The following is a 22,991-nucleotide window of genomic DNA, read 5'->3' on the forward strand; positions in this document are numbered from 1 at the left end:
CCCCTCTCACTGGTGGGACCGCACGCTTCCGCGCGGTCCCGACCGATCGGGGAGGGCGAACCCGGCCGGGGCCGGAGGGAAGGTCCTAGCGGCGCACCGCGTCCAGGGCGTCCGCGACACCCTCGCCGTAGAAGCCGTTCTTGCCCTTGCCGCCCGCGCACACCGCGTCGATGACACCGTCACCGTTGATGTCATAGGGGTTGGTGCACGCCCGGTTGTCGGCCCCCGCGTACAGCAGGGCCTTCACCGCGGCCGGAGAGGCGTGCGGGTGCTTCGACTTGATGAGGGCGACCACACCGGCGACATGCGGCGAGGCCATCGACGTACCGGCCTTGTAGCCGTACTTGTTGTTCGGCAGCGTCGACAGGATGCGACCGTCCGTGGCCGGGGCTTCGGGCTTCTGGAAGGCGGTTCCATCGCCACCGGGGGCCGAGATGTCCACCACGCCGTTGCCGTAGTTCGAGAAGGAGGACTTCAGCCCCTTCGCCCCCAGCGAGGAGGTGGTGACGACGCCCGGCAGCTGGGTCGGGATGTCCAGGCACTCGCTCGGATTGATGAGCCGGTCCACCGGAGTGGTGTCATTGGGGCTGGTGTTGTCCGCGACCTCCTTGGACGCCAGGTCCGTGCGGCTGTTGCCCGCCGCGGCCACATTCACCGCGCCCTTGCGCTCGGCGTACCGGGTGGCCCGGGTGATCGCCTCGACCAGAGCCTTCTGGTCGGGGTCGTTCTTGCAGTTGAACAGCCACGGGTCGACGTAGTAGCTGTTGTTGGTCACCTCGACGCCCCGCTCGGCGGCCCAGACAAAGCCGCAGACCACTGACTCGGTGTAGAAGAACCCGGCCGTGGTCGACACCTTGATGCCGGAGACCTTCACACCGGGGGCCACCCCGGTGACGCCGACACCGTTCTTGGCCGCGGCTATCGTGCCCGCGACATGAGTGCCGTGGTCGCTCTCGCCCACGCCCGGACGCCAGGAGCCGGCGGTGGTGTCCGGCTTGCCGGTGACGCAGTTCGCCGACGCGCCCTGGTCGAAGTTGGGGGCGAGATCGGGGTGGGTGTCGTCCACGCCCGTGTCGAGGACGGCGACGGTGACCTTCTTGCTGCCCAGCGACCTCTTGTGGGCCTGATCGGCCTTGATGGCCGGCAGACTCCACTGGAGGGGCTCCAACGGGTCCTGGGCGTCGTCCGCGACGGCCGCCGCGGACTTCGCCTCCTGAGCGGTCAGCGGCCGCTCGGATTCGATCGAGGTGTCCGTCGCGCTGGCCAGCGGCGCGGTCCGGGTGGCACCGGCCGATACGACCCCCGCGACCTGGCGTATCTGTGCCGCGAAGGCCGGGTTCTGCGAGTGGACGACGATCACGCCTATCTGGTCGTAGGCGATGACCACCGATCCGCCCGCGCTCGCTATCGCCCTCTTCACCGACTTCGCCGTGTGGGAGCCGCTTTTGACGTTCACCACATACGACAGTCTCGGGCCGTCCGCCGCCACGACGGCAGGTGCTTCGGCAGGGGTGGCAGCCGAGGCAGCTCCCGCGGGCAGGAAGCCGAGCGAGGCCGTGAGCGCAAGGCCCGCGGGCAGTGCGATCGCTCGACGCCGCTTGGACCGCAGATGAGCCATGGGTTCTCCACATCATCCATAACCACCGTCCAGGCACCGGGTGCGCTTGGACGCGTACATGACGAGCGAAGCTATCGCCGATCTTGATTGCCATCAATGTTCGAGCGGAAACCGTCACCAAAAACGGCCGATGTTGAACCGGTCCGGCGCGCTCCCCGTGCCGTTGTCAGGAGGTGGAGCACCATCACAACCCTCCGATGCCTCCTGAGAAGCGAAGGTAGTCCCCTTTGACCACTCTGCCAGTCCCCACCCCGCCCGCGTCACGAGGAGGATCAGTGGCAACCGACGCAGCGCCGCCGCCCCACGGCGAGCCCGGACACGATCCCGCCCACCCCACCACCGAGGAGTTCATCGAGGTGCAGGAGAGTGCGGAGTTCGGCGAACTGCGCCACTCCTACCGCTCCTTCGCCTTCCCGCTCACCGTGGCCTTCATCGCCTGGTATCTGCTCTACGTCCTGCTCTCCAACTACGCGGGCGACTTCATGGGCACCAAGGTCTACGGCAACATCAATGTGGCATTGGTCTTCGGCCTCGCACAGTTCGCCACCACCTTCCTCATCGCCTGGCTCTACGCACGCCACGCGGCGGCGAGACTCGACCCCAAGGCCGAGGCGATCAAGACCCGGATGGAATCGCGCACGGAGGCAGGCGGATGAGCGACACCCTCCAACTGGCCGCGACCTCCCTGGCCGCCCAGAGCGCCACCACCGAACACCGGCCGCTGATCATCACCCTCTTCGCGGCCTTTGTGGTGGCCACCCTCTTCATCACCATCTGGGCCGGCCGACAGACCCGCAGCGCCGCCGACTTCTATGCCGGTGGACGCCAATTCACCGGATTCCAGAACGGCCTGGCCATCTCCGGCGACTACATGTCCGCAGCGTCGTTCCTCGGTATCGCCGGCGCCATCGCGCTGTTCGGCTACGACGGCTTCCTCTACTCCATCGGATTCCTGGTCGCCTGGCTCGTCGCGCTGCTCCTGGTAGCCGAACCGCTGCGCAACTCCGGGCGGTTCACCATGGGCGACGTGCTCGCCTACCGGATGCGCCAACGCCCGGTCCGCACCGCCGCCGGCACCTCCACCATCGTCGTCTCGATCTTCTATCTGCTCGCCCAGATGGCCGGCGCCGGTGTGCTGGTCTCGCTGCTCCTCGGCATCACCCATGACGGCGGCAAGGTCCTTATCGTCGCCCTGGTCGGCGTACTGATGATTCTCTACGTCACCATCGGCGGGATGAAAGGCACCACCTGGGTGCAGATGGTCAAGGCCGTCCTGCTCATCGCGGGCACCCTGCTGATCACCTTCCTGGTGCTGCTGAAGTTCAACTTCAACATCTCGGACCTCCTGGGCACCGCCGCTGAGAAGAGCGGCCACGGCGCCGCCTTCCTGGAGCCCGGACTCAAGTACGGCGCGACCGGCACCTCCAAACTGGACTTCATTTCCCTGGGTATCGCCCTCGTCCTCGGCACCGCGGGACTTCCGCACATCCTCATCCGCTTCTACACCGTGCCCACTTCCCAAGCCGCCCGCAAATCCGTCAATTGGGCCATCGGCATCATCGGCGGCTTCTATCTGATGACGATCGCCCTCGGCTTCGGAGCGGCGGCCATCGTCGGGTCCACCGAGATCGTCGAATCCAACAAGGCGGGCAACACCGCGGCGCCGCTGCTGGCCCTCCACATCGGCGGCACCGACTCCGCCGGCGGGGCGATCCTGCTCGCGGTGATCTCCGCGGTCGCCTTCGCCACCATCCTGGCCGTCGTCGCCGGCCTCACCCTCGCCTCGTCGTCCTCCTTCGCCCATGACATCTACGCCAATGTCATCCGCCGGGGGCAGGCCACCGAGAAGGAGGAGGTTCGCGCCGCGCGCTGGGCCACCGTCGCCATCGGTGTGGTCTCCATCGGCCTCGGCGCACTCGCCCGCGATCTCAACGTCGCAGGCCTGGTAGCCCTCGCCTTCGCGGTCGCGGCATCGGCGAACCTGCCGACGATTCTCTACAGCCTGTTCTGGAAGAGGTTCACCACCCAGGGCGCGCTCTGGTCCATCTACGGCGGGCTCACCTCATCCGTGGTGCTGGTGCTCTTCTCACCCGTTGTCTCCGGGAAGCCCACCTCGATGTTCAAGGGCATGGACTTCTACTGGTTCCCCCTGGAGAACCCCGGCATCGTCTCCATCCCGCTCGGTTTCCTGCTCGGCTGGCTCGGCTCGCTGCTCGGCAAGGAAGAGCCCGACAAGGGCAAGTACGCGGAACTGGAGGTCAAGTCCCTCACCGGCACGGGAGCCCACTGAACCGCCCGGGCACCGCAGGGGGGCCAGGGCCAGGACTCCGGCGCCCTGGCCCCCGTCCCGCAGTTCGCGGCTCGGTCGATTGTCAGACCCCTGACGTAGGCTCGTAGGAACAGCAGGGCTACGTCACCGATGACACCAGCCGTCGGACCCTGTGCGCTGATGCCTCCGTACCCACCGGATTGACGGGCATCAGTCGGATTCATGGGGAAGGGGGCCCTCGGTGCTCGTCGATACCTATGGCCGGGTCGCCACCGATCTACGCGTCTCGCTGACCGACCGATGCAATCTCCGCTGCACCTACTGCATGCCGGAAGAGGGCCTCCAGTGGCTGGCCAAGCCGGATCTGCTCACCGACGACGAGATCGTCCGGCTGGTCCGCGTCGCCGTCACCCTGCTGGGGATCACCGAGGTCCGCTTCACCGGGGGTGAGCCGCTGCTCCGCCCCGGACTCACCGGGATCGTCCAGCGCTGCGCCGCGCTGGAGCCGCGCCCCAGGCTCTCCCTCACCACCAATGGCATCGGCCTCAAGCGCACCGCGGCCGCCCTCGCAGCCGCCGGCCTGGACCGGGTCAACGTCTCCCTCGACACCCTGCGACCCGATGTCTTCAAGACGCTCACCCGCCGTGATCGCCACGCGGATGTGGTCGATGGCCTCCAAGCCGCCCGGACCGCCGGGCTGACCCCGGTCAAGATCAATACCGTGCTGATGGCCGGCCTCAACGACGACGAGGCACCCGAGCTGCTCGCCTGGGCCGTCGAGAACGCCTATGAGCTGCGGTTCATCGAGCAGATGCCGCTCGATGCCCAGCATGGCTGGAAGCGCGAGGGAATGATCACCGCGGGTGACGTCCTGGAGTCGCTGCGCACCCGCTTCACCCTCACCCCGGAGGGGGACGACCAGCGCGGTTCCGCGCCTGCCGAGCGGTGGACAGTGGACGGCGGCCCTCATCAGGTGGGGGTCATCGCCTCGGTCACCCGCCCCTTCTGCCATGCCTGCGACCGCACCCGACTCACCGCCGACGGCCAGGTCCGCAACTGTCTCTTCGCCCGCGAGGAAACCGATCTGCGCGCCGCCCTGCGCTCTACGGCACCCGATGAGGAGATCGCCCGAATATGGCGGCTGGCGATGTGGGGCAAGAAGGCCGGTTCAGGTCTCGACGACCCCTCGTTCCTCCAGCCGGACCGACCCATGTCGGCTATCGGGGGCTAAGGCCGCACTCGCGCGGACAACCGGCGCCGAGGTCGGTACCACCCCGCCCGCCGCCCCCGCTATCTCCCGAGATCACCCGCGCCCGAGGCCTCCCACTCCTCCAGGGTCACGCAGTCCTTGAGAAAGCCGCGTAGATCAAGGAAGTTGGAGAGGTGCTCCCGATGTTCCTCGCACGCGAGCCAGGTCTTGCGGCGCTCCGGTGTATGCAACTTCGGATTGTTCCAGGCCAGTACCCATACAGCTGCGGCACGGCAGCCCTTGGCGGAACAGATCGGGGTTTCTTCGCTCACCAGGTCATTGTCCACAACAAACGACGCCGAGCAGCCACGGGGGGAGCTGCCCGGCGTCGGTCCGTCGCTCCGACGGGGGATGCGGAGCGCGTAGGCAGTATGTCACGCGCAAAGGGGTCGGAGGCACTGGAACTTCATGATTGATCTGAGCTTTTCCAGAGGCTCAAGTGTGCTGTGAATCAACCCTGGTGGCAGTCGCTGCTGACTCCGAGGTCAGGCCTGCTACCGGTGTTGCCCGTCCGCGCCGAAGGCGGCTGCTTCCGGCTTGGGTTCCGCGTCCGCCGCTGGTGTGGGGGGCTCGACCATCGGCCGGATGGGCGTGGACATAAAGCTGGAAGGAAGCGAAGGCACGTTCTCCCGGCCGGCGTTGGCGATGACCACCGCGATATAGGGGAGCAGAATGCCGAGCACCAACGCCACGATGGCCACATGACGTTCCACGTTCCACAGGACGGCGCCGAGAACCACCGAGACGGTCCGCACGGACATGGAGATCACATAGCGCCGCTGTCGGCCGCGCACATCATCGGCGAGCCCCTGCCGGGCTCCGGTGATCCGGAAGACCTCCCCGTGAGCCTGCTTCCACATCACATTCCACCGCCCGGTTTCGCAGTCGGACAACCCCTGGTCCTGACCCCTCACACGGTACGCCGCCGCTGCGACGGCTACGAGAGCGGGGCGGGGTCCGTGATGCGTGCACGCACTGCGCCGTACCGCGTATGGCACCGCCCAACATGCGAGCTACACGTTATGGGCCGACACTGACGGCATAACTGCTCACGCAGAGCCGTACGAGGAGGCAGCAATGGGCTGGTTGTGGGCGATCATCGTGGGATTCGTGCTGGCATTGATCGCCAAGGCGATCCTGCCGGGAAAGCAGCACCTTCCCTTGTGGCTGGCCACCATCTGCGGTATCGGCGGTGCGGTGCTCGGCAACTGGGCCGCGGGTGGGATGGGCATCGAGGAGACCCCCGGCTTCGACTGGGGTCGCCATGCGCTTCAGCTCGTCTTCGCCGTCGCCCTGGTCTTCCTGGGAGATCGGGCCTGGATCGCGCTGAAGGGCAACAAGCAGAGAGCCTGAGCCCTGACACCACGGCGGCGGCCGTACGGGCACCGTGTCCCGTACGGCCGCCGCCGTGGTGTCGACCCTCAGCCGTGCCGGTCAGCCCAGTTCGACCGCGGCCAGGTTCTTCTTACCGCGCCGCAGCACCAGCCAGCGGCCGTGCAGCAACTCAGCCGTTTCCGGCACCGCGTCCTCGGCCGTGACCTTGACGTTGTTCACATAGGCCCCGCCCTCCTTCACGGTCCGCCGGGCCGCCGACTTGCTCGCGGCCAGACCCACCGCCGTGAAGAGGTCGACCACCGGCGCCAGCTCGCTGACCTTGGCGTGCGGCAGCTCGGAGAGCGCGGCACGCAGCGTCGGCTCATCCAGATCCGCCAGCTCGCTCTGACCGAACAACGCCTTCGACGCGTTCATCACAGCCGCGCACTGGTCCGCGCCGTGCACCAGGGTCGTCAGTTCCTCCGCCAGCGACCTCTGGGCGGCCCGCGCCTGCGGACGCTCCTCGGTCAGCCGCTCCAGCTCCTCGATCTCCTCGCGGGACCGGAAACTGAAGATCCGCAGGAACTTGGAGACATCGCGGTCATCCGCGTTCAGCCAGAACTGGTAGAAGGCGTACGGAGTGGTCCGCTCGGGGTCCAGCCAGATCGTGCCGGACTCCGTCTTGCCGAACTTGGTGCCGTCTGCCTTGGTGATCAGCGGGGTCGCCAGCGCGTGCACCCCCGCTTCCGGCTCGACCCGATGGATCAGATCCGTACCGGCCGTGAGGTTGCCCCACTGGTCGCTGCCACCGGTCTGGAGCGTGCAGCCGTGCCGCCGGTAGAGCTCCAGGTAGTCCATTCCCTGGAGGATCTGGTAGCTGAACTCGGTGTAGCTGATCCCCGCGTCGGAGTTCAGCCGACGGGCGACCGCCTCCTTCGCGATCATCTTGTTGACCCGGAAGTACTTGCCGACATCGCGCAGGAAGTCGATCGCCGACAGCCCCGACGTCCAGTCCAGGTTGTTGACCATGGTCGCCGCGTACGGGCCCTCGAAGTCCAGGAACCGCTCGACCTGCCCCCGCAGTCGCTCGACCCAGAGGGCGACGGTCTCCGGAGCGTTGAGCGTCCGTTCGGAGTTCGGCTTGGGGTCACCGATCAACCCCGTGGCCCCGCCGACCAGACCCAGCGGTCGGTTTCCGGCCAGCTGGATGCGGCGCATGGTGAGGATCTGCACCAGATTCCCCAGATGCAGGCTCGGCGCGGTCGGGTCGAAGCCGCAATAGAACGTGACGGGACCGTCCGCGAACGCCTTCCGCAATGCGTCCTCGTCAGTGGACAGGGCGATCAGCCCGCGCCACTGCAGTTCGTCGACGATGTCCGTCACTTCTCTCGCATCTCCTTCGATAACAGCGTTGAGGGGGCCCATGAGCGGACCCCCTCCGAGGTTATACGCCTCGGCTGACCGAACTCATATTGAAATCGGGCACCCGTAGCGCCGGCATCGCGGCCCGGGTGAACCAGTCGCCCCACTCGCGCGGCAGTGTCTTCTCGGTGCGTCCGGCCTCGGTCGCCCGGGAGAGCAGATCGACCGGCGACTCATTGAACCGGAAGTTGTTCACCGCGCCGACCACCTCACCATCCTCCACCAGATAGACCCCGTCCCTGGTCAGCCCGGTCAGCAGCAGCGTCGCCGGATCCACCTCGCGGATGTACCAGAGGCAGGTCAGCAGCAGTGCCCGGCCGGTCGTCGCCGCGACCATCTCCTCCAGCGAGCGACCGTTGCCCCCGTCCAGGATCAGGTTGCCGACCCCCGGCGCGACCGGCAGCCCCGTCAGCCCGGCGCTGTGCCGGGTGGTCACCAGATGCTCCAGCTTTCCGCCGCGCACCCACTCCGTCGCCGACAGCGGCAGACCGTTGTCGAAGACGGAGGCGTCATCACCGGAGGAATGGGCGATCACAAAGGGCGCGGACTCAAGGCCCGGCTCGCTGGGGTTGCCGCGCAGCGTCAGCGGCAGACCGGAGAGGGTCTCGCCCACCCGGGTGCCGCCGCCGGGCTTGGAGAAGACCGTACGGCCCTCGGCGGCGTCCCGGGCCGCCGACGACCACAACTGGTAGATCAGCAGGTCGGCCACGGCCGTCGGCGGCAGCAGCGTCTCGTACCGCCCGGCGGGCAGCTCGATCCGGCGCTCGGCCCAGCCCAGGCGCTGCGAGAGCTCCGTGTCGAGGTCGGCGAGGTCCACGTCCTTGAAGTCGCGGGTCGCCACCCCCGCCCAGGCGGACCGGGCGCGGTCCGGGGATTTGGCGTTGAGCTCAAGCGTCCCGTTGGGCTGGTCGTGCCGTAGCCGCAGGCCCGTCGACGTGCCCAGATAGGTGGAGGTCATCTCATGGCTGGCGAAACCGTAGAGCTCCCGCCCGCCCGTGCGCGCCCGGGCGAAGGCCTCCCCGAGCGCGGGCGCGAAATCCGCGAAGACGGCGGACGAGGTCTCCGCGGGAGCGTCCTGGAAGTCGGGGGCCGGCTCGGCACCCGTGACCAGGGGCTGGGCGTCCTCGGCGGGATCCGACTTACGGGCGGCGGCCTCCGCGGCCCGTACCAGGGGCTCCAGCTCATGTGCGGTGACCGCGGACCGGGACACCACGCCCGACGCGGTGCCCTGGGCGCCGTCGACGGTCGCGATGACCGTGAGCGTACGGCCGCGGGTGACCCCGTTGGTGGTCAGCGCGTTCCCGGCCCAGCGCAGGTTCGCGGAGGAGTGCTCATCGGCGATCACGACACAGCCGTCGGCCAAGGACAGCTCCAGCGCCCGTTCGACGATCTCGTACGGCTTGCTGCTCCGGCTCATCGACCGGCCTCCTGCGGGGTGTCGGTGCCGGCGCACGCCGGGCGATGGCTGGTGGTGCCCGGGTGAGAGGCGAGGGGAGAGCCGGGGCGCGAAGCCGCAGCGGCGGCGCGGTGGGTGGTCATCGCCCCGCCTCCTGGGTCGTGTTGAGGATGTCCACACCGCGAAACAGCGCGGTGGGGCAGCCGTGGGAGACCGCCGCCACCTGGCCCGGCTGGGCCTTGCCGCAGTTGAACGCGCCTCCCAGCACATAGGTCTGCGGGCCGCCCACCTGCTCCATCGAGCCCCAGAACTCGGTGGTGGTGGCCTGGTAGGCCACGTCCCGCAGCTGTCCGGCCAGCCGTCCGTTCTCGATCCGGAAGAACCGCTGACCCGTGAACTGGAAGTTGTACCGCTGCATGTCGATCGACCAGGAGCGATCCCCGACCACATAGATCCCGCGTTCCACCCCGCCGATCAGGTCCTCGGTCGACAACCCGCCGGCCACCGGCTGGAGTGAGACGTTCGCCATCCGCTGCACCGGCACATGGCTGGGGGAGTCGGCGTAGGCGCAGCCGTTGGAACGGCCCAGGCCCGTCAGCTTCGCGATCCGCCGATCCGTCTGATAGCCCACCAGCGTTCCGCCCTTGATCAGGTCCCAGGACTGCGCCTTCACCCCCTCGTCGTCGAAGCCGACCGTGGCCAGCCCGTGCTTGGCCGTCCGGTCCCCGGTCACGTTCATCACCGATGAGCCGTACTCCAACTTCCCCAGCTGGTCGAAGGTGGCGAAGGAGGTACCCGCGTACGCCGCCTCATAGCCCAGCGCCCGGTCCAGTTCGGTGGCGTGCCCGATCGACTCATGGATGGTGAGCCAGAGGTTCGAGGGGTCGACCACCAGGTCGTACCGCCCGGCCTGCACGCTCGGCGCGCGCATCTTCTCGGCCAGCAACTCCGGGATCCGCTCCAGCTCGCCCTCCCAGTCCCAGCCGGTGCCGGTCAGATACTCCCAGCCCCGGCCGGCGGGCGGTGCGATCGTCCGCATGGAGTCGAACTCGCCCGTCGTCTCGTCCACGGCGACCGCGCTCAGCTGCGGATGCAGCCGAACCCGCTGCTGGCTGGTGACCGTGCCCGCCGTGTCCGCGTAGAACTTGTTCTCCTGCACGGTCACCAGCGAGGCGTCCACATGAGCCACCCCGCTTGCGGCCAGCAGCCGCGCGCTCCACTCGGCGAGCAGCGCGGACTTCTCCTCGTCGGCCACCTCGAAGGGATTGATCCGGTACGCGGAGACCCAGGTCTTGTCCGTGTGCACGGGCTCGCTCGCGAGCTCCACCCGCTCGTCGGAACCGGCCGCCGCGAGCACCTTGGCCGAGAGCTTCGCCATCGCCACGGCCTGGCCCGCCACCTTGGCCGCCGCGTCCATCGTCATATCGACCCCGGAGGCGAAACCCCACGCCCCGCCGTGCACGACCCGCACCGCGTAGCCGAGATCCGTGGTGTCCGACGACCCCGACGGCTTGGCGTCCCGCAGTCGCCAAGCCGCGCTGCGCACTCGCTCGAAGCGGAAGTCGGCATGGTCGGCGCCCAGCGCCCGCGCTCGGGCGAGCGCCGCGTCGGCGAGCGCCCGCAGCGGCAGCGCCGTGAACGACGCGTCGATGGAATGAGCCACGGATGTCTCCTGTCGTATAAGACCGGTCGTCCCGATGAGCCGACACCGGTCAGCCCGATCATGTCGCGCCGAACTGCTCATTGCCCACTCCCTTTCCGCGCCGTTGCGCGGTGGCGTTCTGTAGGGACCCGACAGTGACGCGTGGAAGGCGCTGTCAGTGCCCGATTCTCCGGGAGGGGGGTGGGACCGATAGTTTCGGAGATAACAGACCGCTATCGAAAGGGTGATCCGTTGAGCCGCTCGGTTCTCGTCACCGGAGGAAACCGGGGCATCGGCCTCGCCATCGCCCGAGCTTTCGCCGACGCTGGCGACAAGGTCGCGATCACATACCGCTCCGGCGAGCCGCCCGAGGCCCTGACACAGGCCGGCTGCCTCGCCGTGCGCTGCGACATCACCGACACCGAGCAGGTGGAGCAGGCGTACAAGCAGATCGAGGAGAAGCACGGCCCGGTCGAGGTGCTGATCGCCAACGCCGGTATCACCAAGGACCAGCTGCTGATGCGGATGTCCGAGGAGGACTTCGTATCGGTCCTGGACACCAACCTCACCGGCACCTTCCGGGTCGTCAAGCGCGCCAACCGCGCGATGCTGCGGGCCAAGAAGGGCCGCGTCGTCATGATCTCCTCCGTCGTGGGCCTCCTCGGCTCGGCCGGCCAGGCCAACTACGCCGCCTCCAAGGCCGCGCTGGTCGGCTTCGCCCGCTCGCTCGCCCGTGAGCTCGGCTCGCGGAACATCACCTTCAATGTGGTGGCGCCCGGCTTCGTCGACACCGACATGACCAAGGCACTCACCGAGGAACAGCGCGCTGGCATCGTCGAGCAGGTGCCGCTCGGCCGCTATGCCCAGCCGGAGGAGGTCGCCGCCACCGTGCGCTTCCTCGCCTCCGACGACGCTTCGTACATCACTGGAGCCGTCATCCCCGTTGACGGCGGATTGGGAATGGGTCACTGATCGCCATGAGTGGAATCCTTGCCGGCAAGCGCATTCTCGTCACAGGCGTCCTCACCGACGCGTCCATCGCCTTCCACGCGGCCAAGGTCGCTCAGGAAGAGGGAGCGGAGGTCATCCTCACCGGTTTCGGCCGGCTGAGCCTGGTCGAGCGCATTTCCAAGCGGCTCCCCAAGGAAGCCCCCGTCATCGAGCTGGACGTCACCAACAAGGAGCATCTGGACTCGCTCGCCGACAAGGTACGCGAGCACTCCAGCGATGAGACCGGCCTCGATGGCATCGTGCACTCCATCGCCTTCGGTCCGCAGGGCGCCTTCAACTTCCTGGCGGCGGACTGGGAGGACGTCTCCACCGCGGTCCATGTCTCGGCGTACTCCTACAAGTCGCTCGCGATGGCCTGCCTACCGCTGATGGAGGAGCGCGGCGGCTCGATCGTCGGCCTCACCTTCGACGCGCAGCTCGCCTGGCCCAAGTACAACTGGATGGGCGTGGCCAAGGCGGCCCTTGAGTCCACCAACCGGTATCTCGCCCGCGACCTGGGCCCGAAGAACATCCGCTGCAACCTGATCTCGGCGGGTCCGCTCAAGTCGATGGCCGCCAAGTCGATCCCGGGCTTCGAGGAGCTCGCCGACGTCTGGAACCACCGGGCACCGATCGGCTGGGACCTGACCGACCCGGACCCGACCGGTCGCGGCATCGTCGGACTCCTGTCGGACTTCTTCCCGCGGACGACGGGCGAGATCATCCATGTGGACGGTGGCGTCCACATGATGGGCGCCTAGCCCCTTCCCGTACGACGCATTCTCCCGTCGCTCGGAAGCTCTGAATCCCGTGCGACGTGCAAACGCCCCGCCTCCCGCCTGGTGCGGAAGGCGGGGCGTTGCGCGTCATGCCGGCGGTACGGGAAGGAGCGGGCCTTGTCGCCCATTCGGCCCTGAGGGCTCGCGCCGGCGGCATCGGGCAGCCAGGCTGGGGGCGATCCCCCCTTGTGGTGCAGCCGCGGCAAGCCTGCCGCAGTACGGCCGAGGAGGTCCTGCCTGTGCATATGATCCGGTGCTCAGCGTCCGTTCTGGCCGCGCTGGCAACAGTGCTCTGCGCCGCCCCGGGGGTGGCCCTCTCCGCGCCGCTCGACGACCGGCCGGAACCCCGGAAGTACAAGGCCTACTGCCATACGGTCATCGACGGCTCCCGCGCCACCGCCTACTGCAACAATCCCTATCCCGGTGGGGACCGGGTCAGGCTGCACATCGAGTGCGAACGCTGGTGGGACCTCGATGTGGACAGCGCGCCCGCCAGGATCGATCCGGCCGGCTATGTGGAGCTGACCGGGCGCTGCTGGAAGGAGATCCGCGCGGTCTGGGTCAGCCATCAGCCCCTCGCCTATCCCTGAGCCTTCCCGCTCCCGTCGCCCGCCGACTGCTCCTGTCGTCGACTCCCGTTCTCGTCGTCTGCGCGGGGCCCGCGGTCGCCGGCGCAGTGAAACGGATACCGGGCCGCCTCGGCCCCCGCGAACTCCCCGTCGCCCGTCCGGATCGCCTCGACCAGCCCGGAATGGTCCATCGGGTGCGCCGGACGGAGATCGTCGCCCACATCGTCACGGAGCCAGTCGCGCAGCAGATGGCCGAGGTCCGCGTACAACTCGATCAGTACGTCGTTGTGCGAGGCCGCCACCACGGCGAGGTGGAAGGCCACATCGGAGGCGACGAAGCGCTCGGCGTCACCCGTCGCCCAAGCGTCCTTGCGGCGCACCAGCAAGGCGTCCAACTGCCGTAGATCACGTGCGGTACGTCGCTGGGCCGCGAGCCGGGCGGCGGATGACTCCAGCGTCGAGCGCACTTCAGCGATATCCCGAGGCGTTGCGCTGGCGAATCGCCGATGCATCACTCCGGCCAGCTCGCTCGTCGCCAGAACATAGGTGCCCGAACCCTGCCGGATGTCCAGCAGCCCATTGTGGGCCAGTGCCCGAACGGCTTCACGGATGGTGTTACGCGCCACACCAAGTTGCTCAACCAGTTCGGGTTCGGTGGGGATCCGCGTACCGACCGGCCACTCGCCCGAGGTGATCTGGTTCCGCAGCTGGGCGATCACCTGGTCGGTGAGGCCCGAGCGGCGGGGAGAGGTCAGCGGCATGACGCTCCTCGCTCCATGGGTGCTCAATGGGGGATGCTCGAACAGGATCGGATGCGGCAGCAAATCATCCGATGATTCTATGATGGACTCCATGTCGTCCGACAAGACCTTGAGCAGACCCGGGACACCCGTTCCGGGTCTCGCGGCAGACGGTACCGCCGAGGGCTCAGCACGCGCCCGCAAGAGCGTCTGGACCATCCGCTTCCTCACCATCGGCATCGTGCTCGCGGCGCTCAATCTGCGTCCCGCCATCACCAGCCTCGGCGCGCTCCTCGAAGAGGTCAGAACCGGGCTCGGGATGAGCGGGAGCGTCGCCGGCCTGCTCACCGCAGTACCACCACTGTGCTTCGCCGTCTTCGGCCCCGCTGTGCCGTGGCTCTCCCGCCGCTTCGGGCCGACGGCCGCCGTCGGCGCGGGCATGGCGGCCATTGCGGGGGGACTGCTGATCAGGCCGTTCGCGGACGGTACGCCCGGCTTCCTCGCCGCCACCGCGCTCGCCCTGGTCGGCATCGCCGCCACCAACATCCTGATGCCGGTGATCGTCAAGCGGTACTTCCCCGACCGCGTCGGCTCCATGACCGGTCTCTACTCCATGGCACTGGCCCTGGGGACCGGTGGGGCCGCGGCACTCACGGTGCCGCTGACCGACGCCAGCGGCGGCGACTGGCGCATCGGCCTCGCGCTCTGGGCCAGCCTCGCCGCACTCGCCGTCCTGCCCTGGCTGGTGGTGCTGCGACTCGATCGCGGTACCCGCTCCCCCCGGACCGATCGGCTCGGCCGTGCGGCCCGCGGCAGGGAGGTCACCGCCTCACCCGCCGAGCCGACCGCGGCCCGGGACGCCGGACCCGATCGCGGCACCACGGGCGCCGCCACCCCCACTCACCGTGCGGGTTCCCCAGCCGCGGCGTCTCCCACCATCCCGCCAGCCAAAGCACCGGGCCTGCTCCGCAGCCCCACGGCCTGGGCGCTGACCGGATACTTCGGACTCCAGGGCGCCGGCGCGTACACCGTCATGGGCTGGATGCCCCAGATCTTCCGGGACGCCGGCGTATCGGCGCGGACCGCCGGTCTGCTGCTCGCCGTCATCATGGCGCTCGGGGTGCCCCTCGCGTTCGTCATTCCCCGGTTGGCCGCGCGCTACCGAAACCAGGGGCCCATCGCCGTTGTCCTCGGGCTGAGCGGACTGGGTGGATATGCGGGCCTCTTCTTCGCTCCGGCCGCCGGAGCCTGGGCCTGGGCACTGCTGATCGGCATCAACAACTGTGCCTTTCCGCTCGCGCTCACCATGATCGGGATGCGGTCGCGCACCGCCACCGGCGTGGTCCGACTCTCCGCCTTCGCCCAGTCCGCCGGCTATCTGATCGCGGTGCCGGGGCCGTTGCTGGTGGGGGTGCTCTACCAGCACAGCGGAGGTTGGGGAGTACCGATCGCGCTGATGGCGGCGTTGCTCGTACCGCAGATCATCTTCGGGGTACTCGCCGGCAGGGACCGGACGATCGAGGACGAAACCGGGATGCGAGACTGAGGGCATGCAGCCAGTCCTCGATCCCAATCCCCAGAACGGCCAGAAGAAGCTCCTTCTTCTCTTCGGCCTGATCCTCGGCCTCTTCGTCGTGATGGGAATCATCGCGACCATCGCCTCACCCTGATCCGGCCGTTGGCCTTCCACCGAGCGGGGTGGGGCTAGCACCACCGTCCCCTAGGGGGCCAGGCTCAGGGAGAAGTGGGTGGGTCGCCGGATGGGCCGGTCAGCTCGTCATCCGTAGGTTTGTCGCAGTAGAGCGAACCAGCGGACGAGACTGAGGAGGCGGCCATGTCGGCGCACTCGCCCACCCCTTCCCCCGTCGAGGGCGGTGCGGGCGTCCGCCTTCCCTGGTGGTCGCTGGCCCTGCCGATGCTCGCCTTCGTCTTTCTGCTGCTACTGATCGCTGACCCGGCCCAGGCACAGCCCGCCGAGGAGACCACGGCGATCGGTGATCTCGTCGCCTACATCCAGCTTCTGCTGTTCCGTTGAGCGAAACAGCGCCCCTTAGGCCCCCGGGGCGTCGGCTACCGCTCCGTACGGGCCTGCGGGCATCGATCCGGCCTCGGCGAATCCCCGACGCCGACGCCCGCCCACGCTCCGCGTGCACCGCCATCCGTGCCCTGCCTCCCGTACGACGAGGGCTGGGCGCGATCCTTTCCCCCGGCCGTGGTCGGCCTTCCGCGCGGGTGCCCGCGATGGATTCAGCCGAGGTGGGCGAGCACATCAACACCCCGCGCCTGCTGGCACATTTCATGCGAAGCTGGGGTGCATGAGCGTCGCCACGTCCTCCGGAGGGACAGCCCCCGGATCGCCCGCATCTTCCGCGGCCCGCACGATCGTTCTCCTTCGACACGCCAAGGCCGAATGGTCGGATGAATCCGACCATGAGCGTCCGCTCGCCGAGCGGGGCCGTAAGGACGCCCCGGTGGTGGGCCGCAGCCTGGCCGGGACCGGAATCCCTATCGACCTCGCCCTGTGCTCCACCTCCATCCGAACGCGCGAGACGTGGAAAATGGCCGTTCATGAGCTGCCCCACCGCCCCCGGACGGTCTACGAGGAGCGGCTGTACGAGGCATCCCCAGGAGAGATCATCGCCCTGCTGAACGAGACCTCCGACGATGTGAGCAATGTTCTGGTCATCGGCCACAATCCGGGGATGCACGCGGTCGCCGATGCGCTGACCGGTCGGGCTGAGGGCGATCTGCTGCCCCTGATGAACCGCAGCGGCTTTCCGACCTCGGCGTACGCCGTGATCGGTTTCACCGGCTCCTGGAAGACCGTGGAGCCCGATGTCGGCACCCTGCGCGACTACTGGACGCCGAACTCCTCAGCCCATTGAGCGAGGAGCGCGCGCCCCGCGTACCGGCCGCGCTCATCCGGTGAGACACCGTGGTCGGCCCATGGACAGGGCCCCGGCGCAAGCGCGCCGGGGCCCTGTCCATGGAGAACCAGTGCGTCGATCGTTGACGAGCGACGCACACGGCGCGCCACTCCTCGTTCTGTGACCCGCGGGGCCGCCGTGCACATCTGCTTCGTGCGGATCTGTGTCGTGCGGATCTGTGTCGTGCGGATCGATAGGGCAGCGGGATCAGTGCAGGGTGGGCGTGCCGTCCGCGCCGTCCGCGGCCTCGACCTCTTCTCGGGTGATCCCCAGCAGATAGAGCACCGTATCCAGGAAGGGCACGTTCACCGCGGTGTGCGCGGCCTCGCGGACCACCGGCTTGGCGTTGAACGCGACACCGAGACCAGCCGCGTTGAGCATGTCCAGATCGTTGGCGCCATCACCGATCGCCACCGTCTGGGAGATCGGTACGCCCGCTTCCAGAGCGAACCGGCGCAGCAGCCGCGCCTTGCCCGCCCGGTCCACGATCTCACCCGTCACCCGGCCGGTGAGCTTGCCGTCCACGATCTCCAGCGTGTTCGCCGAGGCGAAGTCCAGCCCCAGCCGCTCCTTGAGGTCATCGGTGACCTGGGTGAACCCACCCGAGACCACGCCCACTTGGAACCCGAGCCGCTTCAAGGTACGGATCAAGGTCCGGGCCCCCGGAGTCAGCCGCACCTCGGCGCGGACCTTGTCCACGACCGAGGCGTCGAGCCCTTCGAGGAGGGCCACCCGTGCGTGCAGCGACTGCTCGAAGTCCAACTCCCCGCGCATCGCCGCCGCCGTCACCTCGGCGACCTTGTCCTCGCATCCCGCATGAGCGGCGAACAGCTCGATGACCTCGTCCTGGATGAGGGTGGAGTCCACATCCATCACCACCAGGCGTTGCGCCCGGCGATGCAGGCCCGCCGACACCACGGCCACATCGACACCGGTCTCGGAGGACTGGGTCGCCAGCGCGGTGCGCAGCCGCTCGGTCTCGGCCCCCGACACCGCGAACTCCACCGCGGTCACGGGGTATTTGGCGAGCCGGAAGATACGGTCGATATTGCCACCGACCGAAGTGATCCGGGCGGTTATGGCCGCGGTCGCCTCGGCGGTCAGCGGATGTCCCAGCACGGTGACATGGGAGCGCCCACTGCCACGCGGACGGTTGTCACCGATGCCGGAGATGATCTCGGCCTGGAGTTTGAGGGATTCGGCCCAGCCGTGGACGGTGGCCCTGAGATCGCCTTCGTCAGCCCCGGCCGATGCCGGCGCGGTGACCAGGGCGCACAGAACGAGCCTGCCCCGGGAGACGACCTGCTCAAGGTCGATGACATCGACGGAGTAGGCGGCGAGGGTGTCAAAGAGTCCGGCGGTGATCCCGGGGCGGTCCTTCCCGAAAATCTTGACGAGAAGGGTACGTGCGTCGGAGGTCTGCGATGCGCTCATGGTTCCTCCACCGTATCCGGCAGGTGCGTGCCGAGACGCACCGTCCCGATGGGCGGACATTCCACCACGCTCGGCACCGCGCACCTGGCGAACCGCCCTGTTGGGGTGAAGCACCCTCGGCTCACGGCTCGCGGTCACCCTCGGGACGCGGTGTGGAGCCCTGCCGAGAGTGCCGCTCGATCATCCCCAGGCTGCTCTGGGGTCATTCTGCGCCCTGAGCTAGGGGCGCGCCCCCGGAACCCCCGGCTGCGGCGGCCCCTCCCGGTCCGGTGGCGATGGCTCGCCCCCGTCCGGGGATCGGGGCGGTGCCTGCGGTTTCTCCCGGTCCGGAGACCGAGACGGCGGGTGAGCGGCACAGCGAGGGCCCCGCACCTTCGGTAGGGCGGGTGCCGCTGGCGGCACCCGCAGATAGGGGTTGGTGTCCGGATCGGGCGGGCGGTAGGGCTCCAACGGCCGGTAGGGCCCGGGGCCGCCACCCTGTGGCCCGGCGGCTCGGGCGTCCGGTCGCGCACCGCGGGTCGCGTGCACCAGCAGCGCGCCCACACCCCCGGCGCAGGCCCCCCACACACCGCCGAGCAGGACCGCCCTTCCCACTCGCCCATGGAGTTCGATGCCAGCGCCGAAGGCGTCGACCCCCAGTACCGAGAGCGATGCGTCCACCGAGACATCCGTGAGCCACACCAACAGCGGCAGAGCCAGCGCGCTCGTCGTCCCCAGCCGCAGCGCACAGCCACCCGCGAAGGACCAGAGCCGTAGCCCATGAGGTGTGCGGACGGCCGTCAGCACACCGGCGTACAGCATCAGCACCCCGGCGGCGACCGCCAGTAGCCATACCCGCCCGTCCAGCTCCGCCAGCGCGGCCACGGTCGCGGGCCGATCCGCGGAGAGGCGGAAGAACTCATCGAGCGGGTCGGGCAGCAACCGCGCCAACGCCCCGGTCGCCTCGCCTTCCCAGGGCACCCCAAGGCCCAGCGGCACACCCGACCAGGCGCCGTTGGGCGCCCCCAGCAGCGCGGACCCCGCGATCCGCCGGGGGCGGTCATCGCCCATCGCCGCGTACCCACCCGCCGCAAGGCCCGCGACCACCGCCACCAGCAGTACGGTCACCAGCGCGGACAGGGCAGGGCGAACCCCGCGCAGCACGGCGAACGAGGGCGGTAGTGGCGCTCGACGGTTCGCCAGCAGTGCGATGCCGAGCACACCGAGCACCCACAGCAGCGCACCACCCAGCGACGGTACGAGGTCGACGGTGAATCCCACCGAGGCATCCGCGTCCGCCAGCTCCCGTAGCCGATCCGGCAGCAGACCACCGATGTCTCCCAGCCCGCCGAGGCCCGGTATGTCGATCCCACCGCCATCCACGCCCGGCACCCGGTCCGGCTTCAGGCCGAGCTCCCGCCCGTCGAGGGTGATCACATCGTGTCCCACCCAGGCGAGCCCGCCGACCGCGGCCACCCACACCCCCACCAGCGTCCCCACCCGGGTCAGCAGCTCCCAGCCGTCCATGGCGGGCCCGTGCCGGCGTAAGGAGCGCAGAAAGCAGTACGCAAGCAACAGCGCGCCCACCAGGCTCACCCCAAGTGGCGTGATATCGACTGCCGTTTCTGCTGCCGCGCCCTCAAGACCGTAGGCGGAGACATCCCCGGACGGTGTCAGTGACCCCTGAACCGCGAGGACGACCACGGCCGCTGTCATCGGGCCGAGCGCGCCCGCGGAATCGGCTTCCAGGAGGTGCAGCCCCAGCGCCGCCGTGCCCGCCATCCCCACCAGGGCCCAGCTCACGGCAGCGATCGAGGACAGCACCACCTCGCCCCAGGGCACCCTGACACCGCCGCCGAGCATGGCCATCCGGACCCCCCGATCCCTGCCGTATATGACCCGTTTCTCGGCGATCACGCATGATCCGTACTGCTGAGGGGTCCTTACTACTCTCCGGGGGTGTTTCTCCCCCGTCAACGGTGGATACCTCCGCGGTCTTCACCCGGCCCGACTTCCGCAGGTCGGACCAAGCCTGAAATAGTTCCTCAGGATGTTCGCCATCCCTAGACTCCCGGAAACGGGGGTAGCTCGGGGGACAAGTAGTGGGGCATGGAGTGCGGGAACTCGTACTGGAATTGAACGGAAGGACCTGGACTCTCAGTTCGTCCAGGTCGTACACCCTGGGGCGGGATCCACAGGGGGACATGGTCCTGGAGGACGCCAGGGTGTCCTGGCGGCATGCCAGCATCAGCTGGGGTGGCCACAGCTGGCTGATCGAGGATCACGGCAGCACCAACGGCACCTATGTCCAGGGGCAGCGGATTCAGCGGGCCGAGATCGGCCCCGGCGCGGCCGTCCATCTGGGCAATGCCAACGACGGCCCCCGGCTGACGCTGTCCACCGCGACGGCCGACGCCCGCAGCGCCGCTCCGGCGCAGGGCGCCGGGCGGCAGCACCAGCCGTTGCAGCACCAGGCACCGGAGCCGCCGCCGGAGGCACGGCGCAGTTGGCCGGAGCCGCAGTCCGTGGACGGGCAGGGTTGGCAGGGAGCGCCCGAAGCGGCAGCCGGCTGGCAGTCGCAGCAACAACCGATCATCCCCGAACAGCAGGGCGGCCAGCCGCAGGGGCCCGCTCCGATACACGGAGACCGCAGCCCCACCACCTTCTATCAGCTGGCCCTCGGCCGGGTGATGCGCATCGGTCGTGCGCTGGAGAACGAACTGGTCGTCTCCGACCTCCAGGTCTCCCGCCACCACGCCGAGTTCACCGCCACCCCCGACGGCCGCTTCCAGATCCGCGACCTCGGCTCCCACAACGGCACCTACGTCAACGGCCAACCGGTCGCCAACTCCGGCACCGTGGTCATCGGCCCCAACGACATCGTCGGTGTCGGCCACTCCACCTTCCGTATCGTCGGCGACCGACTCGAGGAGTTCGTCGACACCGGAGAGGTCTCCTTCTCCGCGCGGCACCTCACGGTGACCGTCGACGGGGGTAAGCAGATCCTGCGGGATGTGTCCTTCGGGGTGCCGGAGAAGTCCCTCATCGGAGTGATCGGACCCTCAGGCTCGGGTAAGTCGACCCTGCTCAAGGCGCTCACCGGCTACCGGCCCGCCAACCAGGGCGATGTCCTCTACGACAACCGCAGCCTCTACAAGCAGTTCGCGGAGCTGCGCCAGCGCATCGGTCTGGTCCCGCAGGACGACATCCTGCACAAGGAGCTCACCGTCCGGAAGGCGCTGAAGTACGCGGCCAAACTCCGCTTCCCCGGCGACACCGCCGAGACCGAGCGCGAGGCCCGCATCGATGAGGTGCTGCGCGAGCTCAAGCTGGACCTCCACAAGAACAAGAAGATCACCTCGCTCTCCGGTGGCCAGCGCAAGCGGGTCTCGGTCGCGCTGGAACTGCTCACCAAGCCGTCGCTGATCTTCCTGGACGAGCCCACCTCCGGACTCGACCCGGGCATGGACCGCGATGTGATGCAGCTGCTGCGCGGCCTCGCCGACGACGGCCGCACGGTCCTCGTGGTCACCCACTCCGTCGCCGAGCTCCAGCTCTGCGACAAACTGCTGGTGATGGCCCCCGGCGGCTCCGTCGCCTACTTCGGCCCCCCGGAAGAGGCGCTCAACTTCTTCGGCTACACCACCTGGGCCGATGTGTTCTCCGCCTTCGAGAACTACCGGGAGTACGACTGGGCCGGCCGCTGGCGCGGTTCCCAGCACTACCAGCTCTACGCGGCGGACATCGACGCCGTCGCCGCGCAGTCGGTGAACATGCCGTCCCCCCAGCAGATGCGCCCGCCCAAGCCGCAGAGCTGGGGCGCCCAGCTGATCACGCTGATGCGCCGCTATGTCTCCGTCATCGCGTCCGACAAGGGCTTCATGGGCCTGATGGTGATCCTGCCCGCGGTCCTCGGCCTGGTCAGCGTGGTCATCCCAGCGGACTTCGGCCTCGCCGCACCCAACGACGGCCGGTCCAAGTTCAATGGCGACGCCGGCACGATCATGCTGATCCTCGCGGTCGGCATCACTTTCTCGGGCGCGGCCAACTCCGTACGAGAGTTGATCAAGGAACGGGTGATCTACGAACGGGAACGGGCCACCGGCCTCTCCCGCTCCGCGTATCTGATGTCCAAGGTGATCGTCCTCGGGATGATCACCGCGCTTCAGGCCGTGATCATCTGCGGCATCGGCTTCGCCACCCGCAGGCTCCCCGAAGAGGGCCTGATCATGCCCCCCGCGGTGGAACTCTGCCTGGTGATCACCGCCCTCGGCTTCACCTCGATGATGTTCGGCCTGGTGATCTCCTCGCTGGTGAAGACCGCCGAGAAGACCATGCCGCTGCTGGTGATGTTCGCGATCGTCCAGGTCGTGTTCACCGGAATCCTCTTCAAGGTCTACGGATCACCCGGCCTGGAGCAGTTCGCCTGGCTGATGCCCTCCCGCTGGGCGATCGCCGGCGCCGGGTCCACCCTGGACCTGGGCCGGCTGATGCCCCCGTGGGACCACAAGAACCCGGACGACCTCGACCCGCTGTGGGAGCACACGGCCACCCAGTGGGGCATCAACATGACCATCCTGCTGGCGATCGGCGTCCTCTGCGGCTTTGCGGTCGCCCGACTGCTACGCCGCCATGAGCCCGAGGTCATGCGCAAGTAGCAGCC

The 22,991-nt window shown here is 68.6% G+C and carries 21 protein-coding genes; 12 read left to right on the top strand and 9 right to left on the bottom strand.

Going from position 1 to position 22,991, the window contains the following annotated elements; all coding sequences use genetic code 11:
• Window positions 1-85 precede the first annotated feature (85 nt).
• Window positions 86-1,618 carry a S8 family peptidase gene (locus NBG84_RS25240; protein ID WP_250921881.1) on the bottom strand — a complete coding sequence of 511 codons (1,533 nt, stop codon included), beginning with the start codon at window positions 1,616-1,618 and terminating at the stop codon, window positions 86-88.
• Between the two features lie 275 nt (window positions 1,619-1,893).
• Here NBG84_RS25240 and NBG84_RS25245 point away from each other — a divergent pair, with 275 nt between their 5' ends.
• From NBG84_RS25245 to moaA, 3 genes are all read left to right on the top strand, one after another.
• Window positions 1,894-2,274, top strand: a complete 381-nt coding sequence (locus NBG84_RS25245; protein WP_250921882.1) for a DUF485 domain-containing protein — start codon at window positions 1,894-1,896, stop codon at window positions 2,272-2,274.
• Complete coding sequence (locus tag NBG84_RS25250) at window positions 2,271-3,908, top strand: solute symporter family protein (RefSeq protein ID WP_250921883.1); 1,638 nt, start codon at window positions 2,271-2,273, stop codon at window positions 3,906-3,908. The genes NBG84_RS25245 and NBG84_RS25250 overlap by 4 nt, the downstream gene beginning before the upstream one ends.
• Before the next feature lie 220 nt (window positions 3,909-4,128).
• Window positions 4,129-5,118 carry a GTP 3',8-cyclase MoaA gene (moaA, locus tag NBG84_RS25255; RefSeq protein ID WP_250921884.1) on the top strand — a complete coding sequence of 330 codons (990 nt, stop codon included), beginning with the start codon at window positions 4,129-4,131 and terminating at the stop codon, window positions 5,116-5,118.
• Between the two features lie 59 nt (window positions 5,119-5,177).
• Here moaA and NBG84_RS25260 read toward each other — a convergent pair whose 3' ends face one another.
• Together NBG84_RS25260 and NBG84_RS25265 are read right to left on the bottom strand one after the other, a co-directional pair.
• Window positions 5,178-5,423 (bottom strand): hypothetical protein, encoded by a 246-nt coding sequence (locus NBG84_RS25260; RefSeq protein ID WP_250921885.1) that lies wholly within the window; start codon window positions 5,421-5,423, stop codon window positions 5,178-5,180.
• 207 nt (window positions 5,424-5,630) lie between these two features.
• Window positions 5,631-5,996, bottom strand: a complete 366-nt coding sequence (locus NBG84_RS25265; protein ID WP_250921918.1) for a DUF3099 domain-containing protein — start codon at window positions 5,994-5,996, stop codon at window positions 5,631-5,633.
• A 217-nt stretch (window positions 5,997-6,213) separates the two neighbouring features.
• On the opposite strand from NBG84_RS25265, the gene NBG84_RS25270 reads away from it, so the two are divergent.
• Window positions 6,214-6,489: a GlsB/YeaQ/YmgE family stress response membrane protein gene (locus NBG84_RS25270; RefSeq protein WP_250921886.1), complete on the top strand. Its 276-nt coding sequence runs from the start codon at window positions 6,214-6,216 to the stop codon at window positions 6,487-6,489.
• 81 nt (window positions 6,490-6,570) lie between these two features.
• Here NBG84_RS25270 and tyrS read toward each other — a convergent pair whose 3' ends face one another.
• From tyrS to NBG84_RS25285, 3 genes are all read right to left on the bottom strand, one after another.
• Complete coding sequence (gene tyrS, locus NBG84_RS25275; RefSeq protein ID WP_250921887.1) at window positions 6,571-7,833, bottom strand: tyrosine--tRNA ligase; 1,263 nt, start codon at window positions 7,831-7,833, stop codon at window positions 6,571-6,573.
• A gap of 61 nt (window positions 7,834-7,894) precedes the next feature.
• Complete coding sequence (locus NBG84_RS25280) at window positions 7,895-9,289, bottom strand: metallopeptidase TldD-related protein (protein WP_250921888.1); 1,395 nt, start codon at window positions 9,287-9,289, stop codon at window positions 7,895-7,897.
• Between the two features lie 118 nt (window positions 9,290-9,407).
• The gene (locus NBG84_RS25285; protein ID WP_250921889.1) at window positions 9,408-10,931 is read right to left on the bottom strand and encodes a TldD/PmbA family protein; all 1,524 of its coding nucleotides are present in this window, start codon (window positions 10,929-10,931) and stop codon (window positions 9,408-9,410) included.
• A 231-nt stretch (window positions 10,932-11,162) separates the two neighbouring features.
• Here NBG84_RS25285 and fabG point away from each other — a divergent pair, with 231 nt between their 5' ends.
• The 3 genes from fabG to NBG84_RS25300 all read left to right on the top strand — a co-directional run bounded on the left by fabG (window position 11,163) and on the right by NBG84_RS25300 (window position 13,269).
• The gene (gene fabG, locus NBG84_RS25290) at window positions 11,163-11,882 is read left to right on the top strand and encodes a 3-oxoacyl-[acyl-carrier-protein] reductase (RefSeq protein WP_250921890.1); all 720 of its coding nucleotides are present in this window, start codon (window positions 11,163-11,165) and stop codon (window positions 11,880-11,882) included.
• A 5-nt stretch (window positions 11,883-11,887) separates the two neighbouring features.
• Window positions 11,888-12,661 carry an enoyl-ACP reductase FabI gene (gene fabI, locus NBG84_RS25295; RefSeq protein ID WP_250921891.1) on the top strand — a complete coding sequence of 258 codons (774 nt, stop codon included), beginning with the start codon at window positions 11,888-11,890 and terminating at the stop codon, window positions 12,659-12,661.
• 263 nt (window positions 12,662-12,924) lie between these two features.
• Window positions 12,925-13,269 carry a hypothetical protein gene (locus NBG84_RS25300; protein ID WP_250921919.1) on the top strand — a complete coding sequence of 115 codons (345 nt, stop codon included), beginning with the start codon at window positions 12,925-12,927 and terminating at the stop codon, window positions 13,267-13,269.
• On the opposite strand, the gene NBG84_RS25305 is transcribed toward NBG84_RS25300, so the two are convergent.
• Window positions 13,260-14,009, bottom strand: a complete 750-nt coding sequence (locus NBG84_RS25305) for a FadR/GntR family transcriptional regulator (RefSeq protein WP_250921892.1) — start codon at window positions 14,007-14,009, stop codon at window positions 13,260-13,262. The genes NBG84_RS25300 and NBG84_RS25305 overlap by 10 nt on opposite strands.
• A 91-nt stretch (window positions 14,010-14,100) precedes the next feature.
• On the opposite strand from NBG84_RS25305, the gene NBG84_RS25310 reads away from it, so the two are divergent.
• The 4 genes from NBG84_RS25310 to NBG84_RS25325 all read left to right on the top strand — a co-directional run bounded on the left by NBG84_RS25310 (window position 14,101) and on the right by NBG84_RS25325 (window position 16,873).
• Complete coding sequence (locus NBG84_RS25310; protein WP_425608696.1) at window positions 14,101-15,534, top strand: CynX/NimT family MFS transporter; 1,434 nt, start codon at window positions 14,101-14,103, stop codon at window positions 15,532-15,534.
• A gap of 4 nt (window positions 15,535-15,538) precedes the next feature.
• Window positions 15,539-15,658 (top strand): SGM_5486 family transporter-associated protein, encoded by a 120-nt coding sequence (locus NBG84_RS25315; protein ID WP_250921894.1) that lies wholly within the window; start codon window positions 15,539-15,541, stop codon window positions 15,656-15,658.
• Between the two features lie 164 nt (window positions 15,659-15,822).
• Window positions 15,823-16,023 carry a hypothetical protein gene (locus NBG84_RS25320; protein ID WP_250921895.1) on the top strand — a complete coding sequence of 67 codons (201 nt, stop codon included), beginning with the start codon at window positions 15,823-15,825 and terminating at the stop codon, window positions 16,021-16,023.
• Window positions 16,024-16,303: 280 nt separating this feature from the next.
• Window positions 16,304-16,873, top strand: coding sequence for a SixA phosphatase family protein (locus NBG84_RS25325; RefSeq protein ID WP_250921896.1), 570 nt, complete (start codon window positions 16,304-16,306; stop codon window positions 16,871-16,873).
• Between the two features lie 249 nt (window positions 16,874-17,122).
• Here the strand turns inward: NBG84_RS25325 and serB are convergent, their stop codons facing one another.
• The gene (gene serB, locus NBG84_RS25330; protein ID WP_250921897.1) at window positions 17,123-18,349 is read right to left on the bottom strand and encodes a phosphoserine phosphatase SerB; all 1,227 of its coding nucleotides are present in this window, start codon (window positions 18,347-18,349) and stop codon (window positions 17,123-17,125) included.
• Window positions 18,350-18,568: 219 nt separating this feature from the next.
• Window positions 18,569-20,197 (bottom strand): streptophobe family protein, encoded by a 1,629-nt coding sequence (locus NBG84_RS25335; protein WP_250921920.1) that lies wholly within the window; start codon window positions 20,195-20,197, stop codon window positions 18,569-18,571.
• Between the two features lie 233 nt (window positions 20,198-20,430).
• Here NBG84_RS25335 and NBG84_RS25340 point away from each other — a divergent pair, with 233 nt between their 5' ends.
• On the top strand, window positions 20,431-22,986 hold the full coding sequence (locus NBG84_RS25340; protein WP_250921898.1) for an ABC transporter ATP-binding protein/permease: 2,556 nt from the start codon (window positions 20,431-20,433) through the stop codon (window positions 22,984-22,986).
• Window positions 22,987-22,991 lie beyond the last annotated feature (5 nt).

The organism is Streptomyces albipurpureus, from assembly GCF_023701525.1.
Lineage (GTDB): Bacteria > Actinomycetota > Actinomycetes > Streptomycetales > Streptomycetaceae > Streptomyces > Streptomyces albipurpureus.

Bases quoted from the DNA above. Each gene is read 5' to 3' on its own strand.
- NBG84_RS25305 (WP_250921892.1), bottom strand. From the start codon at position 14,009: ATGCCGCTGACCTCTCCCCGCCGCTCGGGCCTCACCGACCAGGTGATC.
- NBG84_RS25310 (WP_425608696.1), top strand. From the start codon at position 14,101: ATGTCGTCCGACAAGACCTTGAGCAGACCCGGGACACCCGTTCCGGGT.
- NBG84_RS25315 (WP_250921894.1), top strand. From the start codon at position 15,539: ATGCAGCCAGTCCTCGATCCCAATCCCCAGAACGGCCAGAAGAAGCTC.
- NBG84_RS25250 (WP_250921883.1), top strand. From the start codon at position 2,271: ATGAGCGACACCCTCCAACTGGCCGCGACCTCCCTGGCCGCCCAGAGC.
- fabI (WP_250921891.1), top strand. From the start codon at position 11,888: ATGAGTGGAATCCTTGCCGGCAAGCGCATTCTCGTCACAGGCGTCCTC.
- NBG84_RS25270 (WP_250921886.1), top strand. From the start codon at position 6,214: ATGGGCTGGTTGTGGGCGATCATCGTGGGATTCGTGCTGGCATTGATC.
- serB (WP_250921897.1), bottom strand. From the start codon at position 18,349: ATGAGCGCATCGCAGACCTCCGACGCACGTACCCTTCTCGTCAAGATT.
- NBG84_RS25240 (WP_250921881.1), bottom strand. From the start codon at position 1,618: ATGGCTCATCTGCGGTCCAAGCGGCGTCGAGCGATCGCACTGCCCGCG.
- NBG84_RS25280 (WP_250921888.1), bottom strand. From the start codon at position 9,289: ATGAGCCGGAGCAGCAAGCCGTACGAGATCGTCGAACGGGCGCTGGAG.
- NBG84_RS25320 (WP_250921895.1), top strand. From the start codon at position 15,823: ATGTCGGCGCACTCGCCCACCCCTTCCCCCGTCGAGGGCGGTGCGGGC.
- NBG84_RS25265 (WP_250921918.1), bottom strand. From the start codon at position 5,996: ATGTGGAAGCAGGCTCACGGGGAGGTCTTCCGGATCACCGGAGCCCGG.
- NBG84_RS25325 (WP_250921896.1), top strand. From the start codon at position 16,304: ATGAGCGTCGCCACGTCCTCCGGAGGGACAGCCCCCGGATCGCCCGCA.
- NBG84_RS25300 (WP_250921919.1), top strand. From the start codon at position 12,925: ATGATCCGGTGCTCAGCGTCCGTTCTGGCCGCGCTGGCAACAGTGCTC.
- NBG84_RS25335 (WP_250921920.1), bottom strand. From the start codon at position 20,197: ATGGCCATGCTCGGCGGCGGTGTCAGGGTGCCCTGGGGCGAGGTGGTG.